At 72.9% G+C, this 15,084-nt stretch carries 12 protein-coding genes; 5 read left to right on the top strand and 7 right to left on the bottom strand.

The window, feature by feature from the left end; genetic code table 11:
* Window positions 1–171: 171 nt before the first annotated feature.
* Window positions 172–1,212, top strand: coding sequence for a vWA domain-containing protein (locus ACFYU9_RS24830; RefSeq protein ID WP_389211869.1), 1,041 nt, complete (start codon window positions 172–174; stop codon window positions 1,210–1,212).
* Between the two features lie 295 nt (window positions 1,213–1,507).
* Here the strand turns inward: ACFYU9_RS24830 and ACFYU9_RS24825 are convergent, their stop codons facing one another.
* The 6 genes from ACFYU9_RS24825 to ACFYU9_RS24800 form a co-directional block, all read right to left on the bottom strand.
* Window positions 1,508–2,143, bottom strand: coding sequence for a response regulator (locus tag ACFYU9_RS24825; RefSeq protein WP_389346026.1), 636 nt, complete (start codon window positions 2,141–2,143; stop codon window positions 1,508–1,510).
* Window positions 2,140–3,348, bottom strand: coding sequence for a sensor histidine kinase (locus ACFYU9_RS24820; protein WP_389346025.1), 1,209 nt, complete (start codon window positions 3,346–3,348; stop codon window positions 2,140–2,142). The genes ACFYU9_RS24825 and ACFYU9_RS24820 overlap by 4 nt, the downstream gene beginning before the upstream one ends.
* Before the next feature lie 68 nt (window positions 3,349–3,416).
* Window positions 3,417–3,935 carry a hypothetical protein gene (locus ACFYU9_RS24815; protein WP_389211863.1) on the bottom strand — a complete coding sequence of 173 codons (519 nt, stop codon included), beginning with the start codon at window positions 3,933–3,935 and terminating at the stop codon, window positions 3,417–3,419.
* Between the two features lie 258 nt (window positions 3,936–4,193).
* Window positions 4,194–4,784, bottom strand: coding sequence for a hypothetical protein (locus tag ACFYU9_RS24810; protein WP_389211861.1), 591 nt, complete (start codon window positions 4,782–4,784; stop codon window positions 4,194–4,196).
* 311 nt (window positions 4,785–5,095) lie between these two features.
* Window positions 5,096–6,505, bottom strand: a complete 1,410-nt coding sequence (locus tag ACFYU9_RS24805; protein WP_389346024.1) for a pyridoxal phosphate-dependent decarboxylase family protein — start codon at window positions 6,503–6,505, stop codon at window positions 5,096–5,098.
* A gap of 131 nt (window positions 6,506–6,636) precedes the next feature.
* Complete coding sequence (locus ACFYU9_RS24800) at window positions 6,637–7,077, bottom strand: VOC family protein (protein ID WP_389346023.1); 441 nt, start codon at window positions 7,075–7,077, stop codon at window positions 6,637–6,639.
* 863 nt (window positions 7,078–7,940) lie between these two features.
* Here ACFYU9_RS24800 and lanL point away from each other — a divergent pair.
* The 4 genes from lanL (at window position 7,941) to ACFYU9_RS24780 (ending at window position 13,029) form a co-directional block, all read left to right on the top strand.
* Window positions 7,941–10,706, top strand: coding sequence for a class IV lanthionine synthetase LanL (gene lanL, locus ACFYU9_RS24795; protein ID WP_389346022.1), 2,766 nt, complete (start codon window positions 7,941–7,943; stop codon window positions 10,704–10,706).
* A gap of 46 nt (window positions 10,707–10,752) precedes the next feature.
* Window positions 10,753–10,905: a VenA family class IV lanthipeptide gene (locus tag ACFYU9_RS24790; protein WP_389211853.1), complete on the top strand. Its 153-nt coding sequence runs from the start codon at window positions 10,753–10,755 to the stop codon at window positions 10,903–10,905.
* A gap of 148 nt (window positions 10,906–11,053) precedes the next feature.
* On the top strand, window positions 11,054–12,169 hold the full coding sequence (locus tag ACFYU9_RS24785) for an ATP-binding cassette domain-containing protein (protein WP_389211851.1): 1,116 nt from the start codon (window positions 11,054–11,056) through the stop codon (window positions 12,167–12,169).
* Window positions 12,166–13,029, top strand: a complete 864-nt coding sequence (locus tag ACFYU9_RS24780) for an ABC transporter permease (protein ID WP_389211850.1) — start codon at window positions 12,166–12,168, stop codon at window positions 13,027–13,029. The genes ACFYU9_RS24785 and ACFYU9_RS24780 overlap by 4 nt, the downstream gene beginning before the upstream one ends.
* A gap of 156 nt (window positions 13,030–13,185) precedes the next feature.
* On the opposite strand, the gene ggt is transcribed toward ACFYU9_RS24780, so the two are convergent.
* Window positions 13,186–15,078: a gamma-glutamyltransferase gene (gene ggt / locus ACFYU9_RS24775; protein ID WP_389211848.1), complete on the bottom strand. Its 1,893-nt coding sequence runs from the start codon at window positions 15,076–15,078 to the stop codon at window positions 13,186–13,188.
* Window positions 15,079–15,084 lie beyond the last annotated feature (6 nt).

The raw sequence follows: 15,084 nt of genomic DNA, 5'->3' as shown, positions 1-15,084 counted from the left end.
ACGGGGACACGGACGGTGCGCGAGTACGGAGCATCCACGCCGACGTGTGCCACACGGTCGACCGAACACAGAGGCCGTGGGCTCGGAGGGTGCGCCGTGGGACCAAGGTCGATTGTCAGTGGTGGGTGAGACGGTAGGAGCATCCAGTCGGAAACGAGGGGGGAACTACCCGTGGCCGGAAACCAGGCATACATCAACCACGTCGCTCTTGTGCTTGACGCCAGCTCGTCCATGTCGCACCTGAGCCGCAAGGTCGTCGAGGTCGCCGACCAGCAGATCACGTATCTCGCCCGCCGGTCCAAGGAGTTGGACCAGGAGACGCGCGTCACGGTGTACGTCTTCGCCGACAAGGTGGAGTGCGTCATCTACGACAAGGACGTGCTGCGGATGCCCTCGCTCAAGCAGCTCTACCGGGCCGGCGGCATGACGGCCCTGCTCGCCGCGACGCTGAAGTCGCAGCGCGAGCTGGCGCAGACGGCGCAGCTGTACGGCGACCACAGCTTCCTGACCTTCGTGCTGACCGACGGTCAGGAGAACGCGAGCCACCGCTGCCCGGACGCCCCCGCCAGGGATCCGCGCGCGCTGGTGGCGGCCGTGTCCGAGATGATCGAGACTCAGGAGGACAACTGGACGCTCGCCGTGCTGGTGCCGGACCAGATGGGCAAGCGCGAGGCCGTCCAGTGCGGGTTCCCGAAGGACAACATCGCCATCTGGGACGCGACGAGCACGCAGGGGCTCGAGGAGGCCGGGCAGGTCATCCAGGAGGCCACCGAGAAGTTCATGGTGGGCCGCACGAAGGGCATCCGTGGCACGCGTGCCGTGTTCTCCATGGGCGCGGAAGCCGTCAACAAGGACTCGATCAAGGCGGCCGGCCTCACCCCGGCGAAGGCGTCGGACTACGCGCTGATCCCGGTGACGCGTGACGCGGGGATCCGCGAGTGGGTCGTCGAGAGCGGGCACACGTACCGCACGGGTGGCGCCTTCTACCAGCTGAGCAAGTCGGAGAAGATCCAGGCGCGTAAGCAGATCGCCGTCCTGGAGAAGAAGACGGACCGCATATACACGGGCCCCGAGGCGCGTGCCCTGCTCGGCCTTCCGGACGTGGAGGTCCGCGTCAAGCCGGACCACAACGACGACTTCACGATCTTCGTGCAGAGCACCAGCGTGAACCGGAAGCTCCTGACGAACACGCGGCTCCTGCTGATGCTCTGAGGGCGCAGCGCGTCCAGCCGGCGAAGTCCGCCGGACGGCACACGGGCTACTGATCGCTTCCGAATGAGGTCCGGGAGAGCTTCCGCAGGGAGATGAGGAGCAGCGCACCGGAGTTCAGCGCACCCTGGGGCCGTACGACGCCCCGGGGTGCGTCCGGCATGTCCGGCTCACGGTGCAGGCCTGCTCCCCCTGGAGGGTGAGCCGGATGATCCGCGGACGGATGTGTGGCCGGGAGCCACCTGACCACGTGCGGCCCCGCGGCACGGCGGGCGCCATGACCTCGCCGGCCCTTCGTTCAGGTGAGTCCGCGGCGGTGTGCGTAGGCGATCGCCTGGCCGCGGTCGCGGCTGCCCGTCTTGGCGAAGACGCGGTTCACGTGGGTCTTGACGGTGGCTTCGCTGACGAAGAGGGAGCGGGCGATCTCGCGGTTGGACAGTCCCTCGGCCATGAGGGCGAGGACCTCGGCCTCGCGGGTGGTCAGGCCGTCGGGGAGTTCCGTCGGGGCGGGGGCGGGCTGTTGTCGGGCGAGGGTGACGAGGCGGGCGTGGACGGCGGGGTCGAGGAGGGCCTGGCCTCGTGCGGCGGCGCGCAGTGCGCGGTCGATGTCCTCGCGGGCGGCGTCCTTGGTGAGGTAGCCGAGCGCGCCGGCGGCCAGCGCCGCCTGGATCGACTCGTCGTCGCTGTAGGTGGTGAGCACGACGACGTGTGTCCCGGGGTGGTCGGCGGTGATGCGGCGGGTGGCCTCGATGCCGTCCATGCGGGGCATGCGCAGGTCCATCAGGACCACGTCCGGGGTGTGCTCGGCGACTGCGGCGAGGGCTTGTTCGCCGTCGGCGGCGGTGGCGACGACGGCGATGTCGGGGAGACGTTCGCAGATGGTGACCAGGCCGTCGCGGATGATCGTCTGGTCGTCGACGATGAGCACCTTCACGCCGGGACCTCCACCCGCGTTCGCCAGCCACCCTCGTGGGGGCCCGCGGTCAGTGTGCCGCCGAGGAGTTCGACCCGCTCGCGCATCCCCGTCAGGCCGAAGCCGCCGCCGGTCCCGGCGAGCTCGTCGGCCGGTGCGGCGTGGTGCCGGGCCGGGGCCGTGTTCGTGACGGTCAGTCGGGTGGACGATGCGCGGAAGTCGAGGTCGACGGTGACGCGGGTGCCGGGCGCGTGTTTGCGCGTGTTGGTCAGGGCTTCCTGTGCGGCCCGTACGAGCGCGATCGCGGCGGCGGCCGGCAGCGGCCGCTCGGCACCGCCCACCTGGAAGGCGGCTCCTTCGCCCGCGGCGAGGGAGCCGAGCCGCTCCGCCAGGGCGACCGGCTCCTCGCGCAGGGCGCGTACCGCCCGGCGGGTCTCCTCCAGGCCCTCGACCGCCAGGCGGCGGGAGCGGCCGATGGCCTTCCGTACGTCGTCCGTGTCCGCGCCGTCCTCGACGAGGGAGTCGAGGGCGGTCATCTGCACCGACAGCGCGGAGAGCGTGTGCGCCAGGACGTCGTGGACCTCGCGGGCGATCCGGTTGCGTTCGGCGAGCAGTTCCGCACGCTCGTGCTCGACGGCGCTGCGTTCCCTGGCGACCGCCAGTTCGGCCTGTGCCCGCAGGCTCTCCTGGCGCTGGTGGCGTACGACGCCCAGCAGCAGGCCGCTCAGCCCGCCCGCCGCCACCGCCAGGAGTACCGCGAAGCCCTCTCCGTCGACGGCGAGCGCCACGGTCGCGGCAACGAGGCCCAGTCCGGTGAGCGCCGCCGCGGGCAGCAGTTCCAGCTGGGTGGCGGCGCACAGCGCCGCGACGCCCACGACCACGGCGGCGTACGAGGACAGGGGCGCCATCGCTCCGCCGACCAGGGCCAGCACCGCCGACGAGATCACCGCGAGGACCGGCCGGCCCGTACGGCTTCCCACCACCCAGCCGGTCCAGCCCAGTCCCATGCCCACGACCAGGACGGACGCGGCCAGGCCCCGGCCGGCAAGACCGGGCTGGGTGGACTGCACCGCTCCGTAGACCAGACCGGCCAGGGCGAGCAGCCCGACGGCCGCGCCCATGGGCAGCCCGACCGGTGCGGGAGGGGCCGGGCGGGCCGGATGGCCGGGGGCCTCGCCCCGCTCCGGCCTGGAGCCCGGACCGGGGTGGCGATCGTGGGTACGCACCCGTCCAGCATGCCGTGCCCGGGCTTGCTTCAGCTCGCGCGGCCACCGCGCGCGCCTCGGGGCGCCAATCACCGGCCCGCCTGTCCCGCGCGGGTCCGGCCGAGCAGGCCGTCCCGGCCTCGCCAGGCCACGATCGAGCTCCGGGCGAGGACCTCGGCGATGGCCATCAGGAGGATCGCCGGTGCCCAGGCGGCCGCGTCCAGGTGGTGGGCGGCCGAGAAGCGGCCGATCGCCTCGCCGCCGCCGTTCGTGGCGAACAGCTGGAACGCCATCCGGAAGCCGCAGCCCACGACCCACAGCACGGCCGCCATGGCCGTGGCCCGGGCGAAGACGTGGCCGGCGTCATCGCGGTAGACCCGGGTCAGCACCCCGGCCCCCGCACCCAGCGTGAGCCCGATCAGCGTCGTTCCCACGATCAGTACGAGGTCGTTGCCCGAGGTGGGGAACGTGTGCAGGTACGTCGTCGCCGCCCAGGCGACGAGCCCCAGTGGCAGCAGCAGCGCCGGCACCGTCAGCTGTCGGCCGCGCAGCTGCAGCAGCACCACGCCGATGAGGGCGATGTCTATCAACCAGTCCCTTGTACTCATACCGCCATGCTGGGCCGCCGCCCCCTTCTCCCACGTCCACCCAGGGGTCCGCCCGGGGTGGACATCCCTCTCCACCCGGGCGGACCGGTGCGACTCGCCGCACACGGGGGCTCAGAGCCCGGCGAGCGCGGAACGGATGCAGCCAGAGGCCGGCCGCTCACCTCACCTCCAGCTCGTCACGGGAACCGCTCTGCGATCAAGGACGGACGGGCTCAACCTTCAAGCGGGCGAGCCTGCGGACGGGAGGAGTCGCTCCGGTCAGAACCGCATGTACGCGTAGTGGTGGAGGCGCGAGCGGGCCGCCTTCTCCGTCATGCCGAGGGCTTCGGCGATGGCGGGCAGTGACGTCTCTTCGCCGCGCGAGACGAACCGGGCGGCCAGCGGGCCGAAGAAGGCGACGATCGATTCCAGTTCGTCGGCCGCCTTCAGGACGGTGAGCGGGGTGTCGTCGAGGATGTCGTCCAGGCGCTCGCGCAGTGTCGACAGCAGGCCGGACACGTCCTCGGGCAGTGGTGTCGCGCGGGAGACGACGTCGTCCAGGTGGGCTTCCCAGTCCGCCTCGGGTCCGGAGGTGTCGTACGACTCGTAGGAGTACAGGTCGTCGGGGTCGATCTGCTGCCAGTCGATGGGGAACGTGCGCTCGCCTCTCCAGCCGCAGGCACATCGCCCCCGCATCGTCGTCGCCGTCGGCCTGTGGAAGGTGCCGTCGTACGCCCACCAGTCCGTCGACTCGTGGAAGTGGGCGCCGCTGCCGAGGTCGAAGTAGACCGGGCCCGGCTCACTGCCGTCAGCGAGCAGCACCCCTACGGCGCCCGCGTGTGACTCGAACCCTTCGCGCGTCCAGCTCACCGTCGTTCCCCTTCCTCGTCGGCAGTGGGCGGCCGCACGCGCGCGTCGCCCGTATGCACGATGGGGTACGAGGGTGGTGCGCCGCAGCGTCTACCGGCATATTCCACCGGCATACGGTTGCGCGGTGCCGTGCCACGCGCCCCCTCCCGCGCGTTCGCGCCGTATCCGGTAGGCCGTGCCGCGCTTCGCGTCGGGACGCCCGCCCCCGAGAGCCGACCCCGAGACCGATCCCGGCAGGCGACCCCCGGCAGCCGCCCCCGACAGCTGCCCCGACAGCCACCCTCGACAGCCGGCCGCGGCAGCCGGCCCCGTCAGCTTCCCACCGGCGCGAGCCCCTGGACCGCCCGCGCCAGCGCGTCCCGCACCCGGTCCGTGTCCGCCTCCGTCGTGCGCCAGTTGCTGAACGCGGCGCGCAGGGCGGGTGTCCCGTGCAGGACCGTAGGCGTGAGGAACGCCTCGCCGGAGTCGGCGACGGCCCGCGCGAGGGCGCCGAGCCGCTCTGTCGTCGGGTGGTCGGCGAGCGTGAAGCAGACGACGTTCAGGCGCACCGGGGCGAGCAGCCGCAGCCCCGGGACGGCCGAGATCCCCTCGCCGAGCCGCCGGGCCAGGGCGGCGCAGCGCTCGACGATCTCGGCGTGGCCTTCGCGGCCGTAGGCGGTGAGGGAGAACCAGGTGGCCAGGGCGCGCAGCCGCCGGGAGTTCTCTGGGGTCAGATGGAGGAAGTCGGGGGTGCCGGTGGGCAGGCCGAGGTACGGCGACTCGTTGTGGAAGACGCGTACCTGGAGGTCCTGGCGGCGGGTGAACTGGACGGCGGCGTCGTAGGGGACGTTCAGCCATTTGTGCAGGTCCACGCAGATCGAGTCGGCGGCGTCGAGGCCGTCGACGAGAGGGGCGTGCAGGGGGGAGAGCGCGGCGAACGCGCCGAACGCGGCGTCCACGTGCAGCCAGAAGTCGTACCGCTCCTTGAGGGCGGCGATGGCGCGCAGGTCGTCGAAGTCGACGGTGTTGACGGTCCCGGCGTTGGCGACCACGACGGCGGGCCGCCCGCCCAGCGCCTCCAGCGCCTCGGCCAGCCGGTCCACGTCCAGGGCCTCGCGGTCCCCGCCCAGCAGCGGCACCGGGCGCAGGCTGTCGCGGCCGATGCCCAGGACGGAGAGCGCCTTGGTGATGCTGGAGTGCGGGCTGCCGGACAGCACGTCGACCGGGCCGAGCGCGGCCGCTCCCGCGCGGGACACCGAGATGCCGAGGCGCTCACCCAGCCACTCCCGGGCGACGGCCAGCCCCACGGTGTTGGACATCGTGGCGCCGCTGACGAACGCGCCCCGGTGCGCCTCGCCCAGCCCGAAGAGCTCGCGCAGCCAGCCCAGCGTCTCGTGCTCCAGCGCGTCGGCGGTCGAGCCGCCGGCGCTGGAGCCGTTCTGGTCGTAGGCACCGGTGAGCCAGTCGCCGGTGAGGGCCGCCGGGGTGGCGCCGCCGGTGACGAAGCCGAGGTAGCGCGGCCCCGCCGACCCGGAGAATCCGGGCTCCCAGCGGCCGGCGAACCGTTCCAGCGCGCCCTGCGCCCCGACGCCGGCCACCGGGAGCGGATCGGACGCGGGGGCCTCGCGGCCGGTGGCGACCGGCCGCTCCGCGACCCCGGTGAGCTCACGGGCCGCGAAGTCGCGGGCGGACTGGAGGAGTTCGGGGAGCCGGTCGAGGTCGGCGGCGAGCGTGGGATGCATGGCCGCAGCGTAGACAGTCCAGCGAAGTGAGGGCGGGGGCCAATTCCGGGAAAGTGGCCTTGCATGCGCACCTGGAGGGTCGCCGTCCGGCCGTACTGGCCTGCACCGGGCCGCAGGCGGCTCGCACTCCTTCAGCCGAGCTGTTCGGCCAGCCCGACGACGATGCCCTCGGGGCCGCGGACGTAAGCGAGCAGGTAGACGTCCTCGTACCGCACCACCTCGCCGACGAGCTCGGCGCCGTGCGTGCGCAGACGGGCGACGACGGCCTCGATGTCGTCGACGGCGAACATGACGCGCCGGATGCCCAGGGTGTTCGCCGGCGCGTCCACGGGCTCGCTGCGGATCGCCTTCGGCGCGTGGAATTTCGCCAGCTCGATCCGGCCGTGGCCGTCCGGTGTGCGCAGCATGGCGACGTCCTGCCGGACGTCGTCGACCCCGATGATCCGCTCCACCCAGCGCCCCTCGATGGGCATCGTGCCCTCCAGTTCCATGCCGAGTTCGACGAAGAAGGCGACGACGGCGTCGAGGTCGTCGACGACGATGAGGACGTTGTCCATGCGCTGGATCGTCATGCGGGGTCTCCTTGGGTTCGTGATCGTGGAGGTCGGGGGTTCGTGAGCGTGGAGGTCGGGGGTTCGCTCCCGGTCGCCTGCCCGTGTGGCTCGGACCCGGGACGAAGAGCAGTTGCTCGCGGACGGCTTCGAGCGTGTGTACGCGGGGTTGGAGCGGTACGACGGACCGCGCGCCGGTCTCGCCTCGGTCGGGGGCAGACCCCACCGCTTCCAGAGTGACGGTTACGACGTCTCCGGCGAAGCCGACGCGTACGGCGTCCGGCCCGCGAGCGAGGTCACGAGGGAGCCGGAGGCCGCCGGCGGTCGTGATCCGATGGCCGGACAAGCGGCGGGCCCGGGGCGGCCGGTGAGCCCCCGTCGGTTTCGGCGCCGGCTTCGGACACCCGTTTCGTGGCTGCCCCACGGCCGGAGGCTACCGCCGTCCGGGTGAGCCGGGCGGCCATCCGGCTCACCCGGGCGGAACCCGTCCATCCACCCAGGGTCTGGCGCCGTCGCTGCTGCGCGTGCCGACCGGGCCGCGCCTCTCCCCTCGGGTCCGCCTCCTCTCCGCGGCCGCGCCGAAGGATCTGGGCAGGGTCGCCGCAGCCGACGCGAACCGCCTCCGACCAGCCACTTCGCTATCGTGCGCCCCGATTTCGCGCCGGGCGCACCTCTTCACGGGATTCGAGCGACCCGCACGTGGCCCGTACCACCACCACAGGCTCCCGCGCCCTGCTGCTTCTTCCTGCGCCGGTCGCGCCTCCTGGTGAGAGAACTGCGACGCACGCTCGCTGAATCAAGTGAACCGGGCGGGGTGTGTGTTGGTCTGTTTATGTCATCGGGGCACGCTCCGTCCGGCGGTTGAATCCGTTGAGAGGGACACGATGACGAGCCACGCCACCGAAGCCGATCTGGAAGACCTTCTGAGCCAGGCGCTGCACGCCACGGGTACGGACGGGCGCTGGGCGGCCGACACGGACGACATGTGGTGCAAGGTAGCGCCGCGGCCCGTGCCCGCGGAGCGGCGCAACCAGGGATGGAAGCTGCACGTGTCGGCGACGGCCGCGTCCGCGCCGGCGGTGCTGGCGGGGGCGCTCGAGGTGCTGCTGCGGGACGACTCCTCGTTCAAGTTCGCACGGTCGCTGGAGAAGGTGAGCGCGCTCAACACACGGGCGACGCCCCGGGGAAGCTCGGGCAAGTTCATCACCGTCTACCCCCGCTCGGACGAGGACGCCGTCCGACTGGCTCAGGCACTGCACCGCGCCACGGAGGGGCTGGCGGGTCCGAGGATCCTGTCGGACCAGCCGTACGCCGTGGGCAGCCTGGTGCACTACCGCTACGGCGCCTTCGTGGGCCGGCAGGGGCTGTCGGAGGACGGTCTGCTGGTGTGGTTCATCGAGGACCCCGAGGGCAATCTCGTGGAGGACAAGCGCACCGGTCAGTACTCCCCTCCCCCCTGGGCGGTCAGTCCCTTCCCCGCCACGGTGCCGGTCGTGCCGCGCGCGGCCGCCGCGCCGAGCGGACCGGTCGTGATCGGCGGTCGCTTCGCGGTACGGGAGGCGATCCGGCACACGAACAAGGGCGGCGTCTACCGGGGCACCTGCGTGCGCACCGGCGACCCGGTGGTGATCAAGGAGGCCCGGCCCCACGTGGAGGGCGACTCCTCGGGCAACGACGTGCGGGACTGGCTGCGAGCCGAGGCCCGTACGCTGGAGAAGCTCCAGGGCACGGATCTCGCGCCCCGGTCGCTGGGGATGTTCGAGCACGGCGGCCACCTGTTCCTGGCCCAGGACGAGGTGCCGGGCGTGGCCCTGCGCAACTGGGTGGCCGAGCACTTCCGTGACGTCGGCAACGCGCAATACCGCGCCGACGCGCTGGCCCAGGTCGTCCGTCTGGTGGACCTGGTCGCCGCGGCCCACGCCCGTGGCCTGGTCCTGCGGGACTTCACGCCCGGCAACGTCATGGTCCGCCCCGACGGGGAACTGCGCCTGATCGACCTGGAGCTCGCCGTCCTGGAGGACGACTCGCCGCTGCCCACCCGCGTCGGGACGCCCGGCTTCAGCGCCCCCGAGCGGCTGTCCGACGCGCCCGTCTCCCGTACGGCCGACTACTACAGCCTCGGCGCCACCGTGTGTTTCGTCCTGGCCGGGAAGGTGCCGAACCTCCTGCCCGAGGAGCCCGAGACCAGACCCGTGGAGCAGCGGCTCGCCGCCTGGCTGCACGCGTGTACGGGGCCGCTTCGCCTGCCGGACGGTCTGGTGGAGATGATCCTCGGGCTGACTCGGGACGATCCTGCCGAGCGGTGGGACCCGGCACAGGCCCGTGACGCCCTCCGCAAGACGGACCTCACGGCGGCCGAAGCGGCACCTTCCGAGGCGTCGACATCCGCGACACCCACCACAGCGAGGACGACGGCGAAGGCGGCGCGCCCGGGGTCCCACCCCGCGGCCGGCCACTCCGCGCCCGGCGACGACGACCCGCACGACGCGGTGGCCGGGATCGTGAACCACCTGGTCGACTCGATGACCCCGGCGGACGAGCGGCGCCTGTGGCCCGTGTCCACCATGGCCGGCGAGGCCGATCCCTGCACCGTGCAGCAGGGCGCGGGCGGTGTCCTGGCCGTGCTGACGAGATACTTCGAACTGACCGGTGACCCGCGTCTGCCCGAGGTGATCTCCACCGCCGGACGCTGGATCGCGGACCACACCGATCTCCGCTCCGTACGGCCCGGCCTGCACTTCGGCGGTCGCGGCACCGCGTGGGCGCTGTACGACGCCGGCCGCGCCGTCGACGACAGCCGGCTCACCGAGCACGCGCTGGCCCTGGCCCTCGCGCCGCAGCAGTCCACGCTGCACCACGACATCACCCATGGCTCCGCGGGCAGTGGGCTCGCCGCCCTCCATCTGTTCCATCGCACGGGTGACGCGCGCTTCGCGGAACTGGCCGTCGACGCGGCCGACCGCCTCACCGCCGCCGCACGGCGTGAACCGACCGCCGTCAGCTGGCCCATTCCCGCCGAAGCCGCCGCCGCGGAGGGCGCGTCCGGGGAGAGCGGGAAACGCTACCTCGGCTTCGCCCACGGCACGGCCGGCATCGGCAGCTTCCTGCTCGCCGCCTCGGCCGTCTCACGGGCCGACGCGCACCGGGAACTGGCCCTGCAGGCCGGCGAGCACCTGCTCGCCGCCGGCCGGCTCGTCGGCGGGGCGGCCCAGTGGCCCGCCCAGGACGGCGACGTGCCGACGGCCCCGTACTGGTGCCACGGCTCGGCGGGCATCGGCAGCTTCCTCCTCCAGCTGTGGCGGGCCACCGGCGACGAGAGGTTCGGCGAGGCCGCCCGCCGCGCCACGCACGCCGTCGACGAACGGGCCTCGCGCGCCGCCCTGACCCAGTGCCACGGGCTCGCGGGCAACGGTGACTTCCTCCTCGACGTGGCCGACGCCACCGGGGACCCGGTCCACCGCGAGATGGCGGAGCGGCTGGCCGGACTCATCGTCTGCGAGAAGGCCGACCGCGGCGACCACGTGGTCTTCCCCAACGAGTACGGGGACACCTCGACCAGTTGGAGCGACGGCTCCGCGGGAATCCTCGCGTTCCTCCTGCGGATCCGACACACAAGCCCCCGGCACTGGACCGTCCAGCTGCCGGTGTGAGCGGCAGGGGCTCTGCCGCCGAACACAGAAGAAGAGGGAGAACACCATGGAAAACCAGGACCTCGAGCTGCTGGCCCACCTCCACGCTCTTCCGGAGACGGACCCGGTCGGCGTTGACGCGCCGTTCTCCGGCACCTGCGAGTGCATCGGCCTGCTGACGCTCCTCAACACCGTCTGTATCGGCATCAGCTGCGCGTAGCACCACAGCACGGTCCGGCCGGCGGCGACTACCCGGGACAGCCGCCGGCCGGACTCGTGCCCGAACCTCGGGCGAGCGCGCCGTCCCCGTCCGCGCGCACACCCCGCCCGGCCGCGAACAGCGAACCCGCACACGAGGACCAGACGACATGCAGCTTCACGCCGGTGATGACGATCCCGCCCGGGCGGCCCTCATGACGGCCGCCGTGACCAGCCCGAAGGCCACCCCCCGTCCCGCCGCCCCGCCGGCGTACGCCATCAGCACCCGCGGTCTGGTCAAAAGCTATCCGGGGCCCCAGGGCAGCACCATCCACGCCGTACGCGGCCTGGACCTGGACGTGCCGCGGGGCGAGACCTTCGCCTTCCTCGGGCCCAACGGCGCGGGCAAGTCCACCACCATCGCGATGCTGTGCGCGCTGGCCCGGCCCACCGCCGGCCACGCCACCGTGGCGGGCGCCGACGTGCTCACCGAGCCCCATCAGGTGCGGCGCCGCGTCGGCATGCTCTTCCAGCACAGCGCCGTCGACCCGGACCTGACGGCCGAGCAGAACCTGGCCATCCACGCGCGCCTCTACGGGCTGCGCCGCCGCCACGCCCGACGGCGTACGGAGGAGGTGCTGGAGATGGTCGGCCTGGCCGACCGGAGCCGCTCCCCGGTCCGTACCCTGTCCGGCGGCATGCGGCGGCGTCTGGAGATCGCCCGCGGCATGCTGCACGCGCCGAGCGTGCTGTTCCTGGACGAGCCGACCACCGGGCTCGACCCGCACGCCCGCGCCCAGGTCTGGGAGCACCTGCGCGCGCTGCCCGAACGCCACGGCAGCACGCTGTTCGTCACCACCCACTACCTCGACGAGGCGGAGAACTGCGGTGCGATCGCCATCATCGACCGCGGCCGACTGGTCGCCCAGGGCGCGCCCCGCGCGCTGAAGGACGCGATCGGGGACGACCGCGTCGTCCTGCACACCAGTGACGACGCGCTGGCCCAGCACATCGTGCGGCAGATCGCGCCGGACGGCCGGCCCGTCACGGCGGACGCGGGCGGGGTGTGTCTGCGCGTGCCCGACGGCAGCGCCTTCATTCCGCGCCTCTGCGCGGCGCTGGAGAGCCACGGCATCGCGGTGCACGCCGCTTCCGCGACCCCGCCGACGCTCGACGACGTCTTCTTCCACCACACCGGACGCAGCATGAACGCCACCGGGACCGGTCAGCTGCCGGCGGCCGTCACCGCGTCCACGACGACGAAGGAATCCGGCGGCGGCCGATGACCACTTTCCCTCTCCACACCACCGGCGCCGCGGACACCTTCGACGGCGAGGAGCCGACCCGTCTGCGGCGCGAACTGCGCGCGGTCCACGCCCTGGTGCACCGCGATCTGCTGCGCCTGGCGGGCCAGCGCGCCCACACCGCGCTGATGCTGCTCCACCCGGTGCTGTATCTGCTCATCCTCGGGGGCGGGCTGTCCGCCCTCGTCCCGCGCGCGACCCTGGGCGTCGGCTACCAGGCCTATCTCTTCCCCGGCATGCTGATGATGACGGTGCAGACCCCGGCCCTCCTGGTCGGCGTCCGGCTGATCACCGACCGGGAGAGCGGCTACCTGCGCGAACTCCTGATGGCCCCGGTCGCCCGCACCACCCTGCTCCTGGGCAGCTGCGCGGGCGGCACCCTGGTCGCCACGGTCCAGGGCGCGGTCCTGCTCAGTCTCGCCGGCACGGTCGGCCTGCCGTACGACCCGCTGCTGCTGGTGCTGCTGCTCGCCGGCATGATCCTGGCCTCGTTCACCATCACCGCGCTGGCCCTGGCGCTCGCCGTGACGCTGCGCAAGGCCGAGACCTTCCACATGCTGCTCGGCCTGGTGATGATGCCGCTGCTGTTCCTGTCCGGCAGTTTCTTCCCGTTCAAGGCCCTGCCCGGCTGGGCCCACACCCTGGCCGGCGTCAACCCGCTCGCGTACGCGGTCGACCTGCTGCGCCGGCTGATCGCCTGGCAGGTGCCGGGCCAGGAGGCGGCCGGCGGCATCACGTGGGCGGGCCGGCGGCCGCCGCTGCCGCTCGAGGCCGGCCTGCTCGTCGCCATCGGTGTCGCCGCCCTGATGTGGGCCGCGCACCGCTTCAACCGCCCGGAATGACCGCAGGACCGTGTGCGGCGCCGGCCCAGGCCGGCGCCGCACACGGTCGATGAACACGGTCGATGTACACAGTCACTGCACACGGTCGGCGTACGCGCTCGATGCGCGCGGCCGCTGTACGCCGTGGCTGTGCGCCGTGACCGTCACCGGTCGTTGTCAGCGGTTCTCGCGCAGCACCATCGCCGACCCGCCGCCGCGGCGCTTCGGCTCGGCGACCGCCTCCAGGTGGCCGTCGGGCAGGAACTCCAGCGCGGCCACCGCCCCGATCTCCGGGGAGGGCGTGAAGGTGCTCGGGGCCGGTACGAAGCGGTGGCCGCGTGCTTCGAGCGCCCCGCGTTCGGCGGAGTCCAGGAAGGCCGGCTCGGCCTCGGTCGCCACCCGGTTGCGCTGGGACATGCGCGGCGCCGCGACGGCCTCGGGCAGGGACATGCCCAGGTCGACGCGGTTGACGAGGGTCTGCAGGACGGTCGTGATGATCGTGGCGCCGCCGGGCGAGCCGACGGCCAGCATGGGCTTGCCGTCGTGCAGCACGATCGTCGGCGACATGCTGCTGCGCGGGCGCTTGCCGGGACCCGGCAGGTTCGGGTCGGGCACACCGGCGGTCAGGGGCGTGAAGTCGAAGTCGGTCAGCTCGTTGTTCAGCAGGAACCCGCGGCCGGGCACCGTGATGGCCGAACCGCCGGTCTGCTCGATCGTCAGGGTGTACGAGACGACGTTGCCCCAGCGGTCCGCGGTCACCAGGTGCGTGGTCGACGGGCCCTCGTACGGCTCCTGGCTGCCCGTGCCCCGGACGCAGGCCGAGCCCGGCGCGCGCGGGTCGGCCGGTGCCAGCGGGCTGGTGAGGGCGGTGTCGGGGCTGATCAGGCAGGCGCGGTCCTTGGCGAACTCCTTCGACAGCAGCGCCCGCGTGGGCACGTCGGAGAAGGCGGGATCGCCCACCCAGCGGTTGCGGTCGGCGAAGGCGATCCGGCTGGCCTCCAGATAGTGGTGCAGCGCCGAGACCCGGTCGGCCTTCGACAGCGGGAAGTTCTCCAGGATGTTCAGCGCCTCGCCGACGGTGGTCCCGCCGGAGGAGGACGGCGCCATGGAGTACACGTCCAGGCCGCGGTACGTGGTGTGCGTCGGCTCGCGGCGCAGGGGCGCGTAGCGGGCGAGGTCGCCCTCGGCCATCAGACCGGGGCGCACGACGCGGTCGGCGCCCGGAGCGACCGGCGGGTTCCGCACGGTGCGCACCACGTCACGGCCGAGGTCGCCGTGGTAGAGCGCGCTCGTGCCCTCGCGGGCGATTTCCCGGTAGGTGCGGGCCAGGTCCGGGTTGCGGAAGCGGGAGCCGACCACGGGCAGTTCGCCGCCGGGCAGGAAGAGCTCTGTGGTGGAGGTGAAGGCGCGGAAGCGGTCCTCGTTCATCGCGGTCTGGGCACGGAACTCGTCGTTGACGACGAAGCCGTTCTCGGCGAGGCGGGTGGCCGGGCGCAGGGCCGTCGCCAGCCGGATGGTGCCCCAGTCCTTCAGCGCCTTGTCCCAGGTGGCCGGGGTGCCCGGGACGCCCACGGACAGACCGGAGTTGACGGCCTCGGCGAAGGGGATCGCCTTTCCGGTCGCCGGGTCGGTGAAGGAGTCGGAGCGCATCGACGCCGGGGCGGTCTCCCGCCCGTCGATCGTGGACACCTTGCGGGTGCGGGCGTCGTAGTAGACGAAGTATCCGCCGCCGCCGATGCCCGCGGAGTAGGGCTCGACGACTCCGAGCGCGGCGGCGGTGGCCACCGCCGCGTCGACGGCGTTGCCGCCGCGGCGCAGCACGTCGAGGCCGGCCTGCGAGGCGTACGGGTTGACGCTGGCGACCGCCCCTCCGCTGCCGGTCGCGACGGCCTGCTTGGCGGGCGGGGAGAGGAGGGGTCCGGCGGCGGGAGTTCCGGCGGCGGCTGGTGGGAGGACGGGGAGGAGGAGCGCCGCCGCGCAAGCGGCGACGACGGTGGTGCGGCGGACGGCCAGGCCCAAGACAGCCTCCGGTGACCTGCGTGGGTACGGGGATGACCGGAACCCTGGCATCTGTAA

Origin of the sequence: Streptomyces sp. NPDC004327 (assembly GCF_042873935.1) — a bacterium.
Lineage (GTDB): Bacteria > Actinomycetota > Actinomycetes > Streptomycetales > Streptomycetaceae > Streptomyces.
This window is presented reverse-complemented; position numbering and strand designations above follow the sequence as displayed.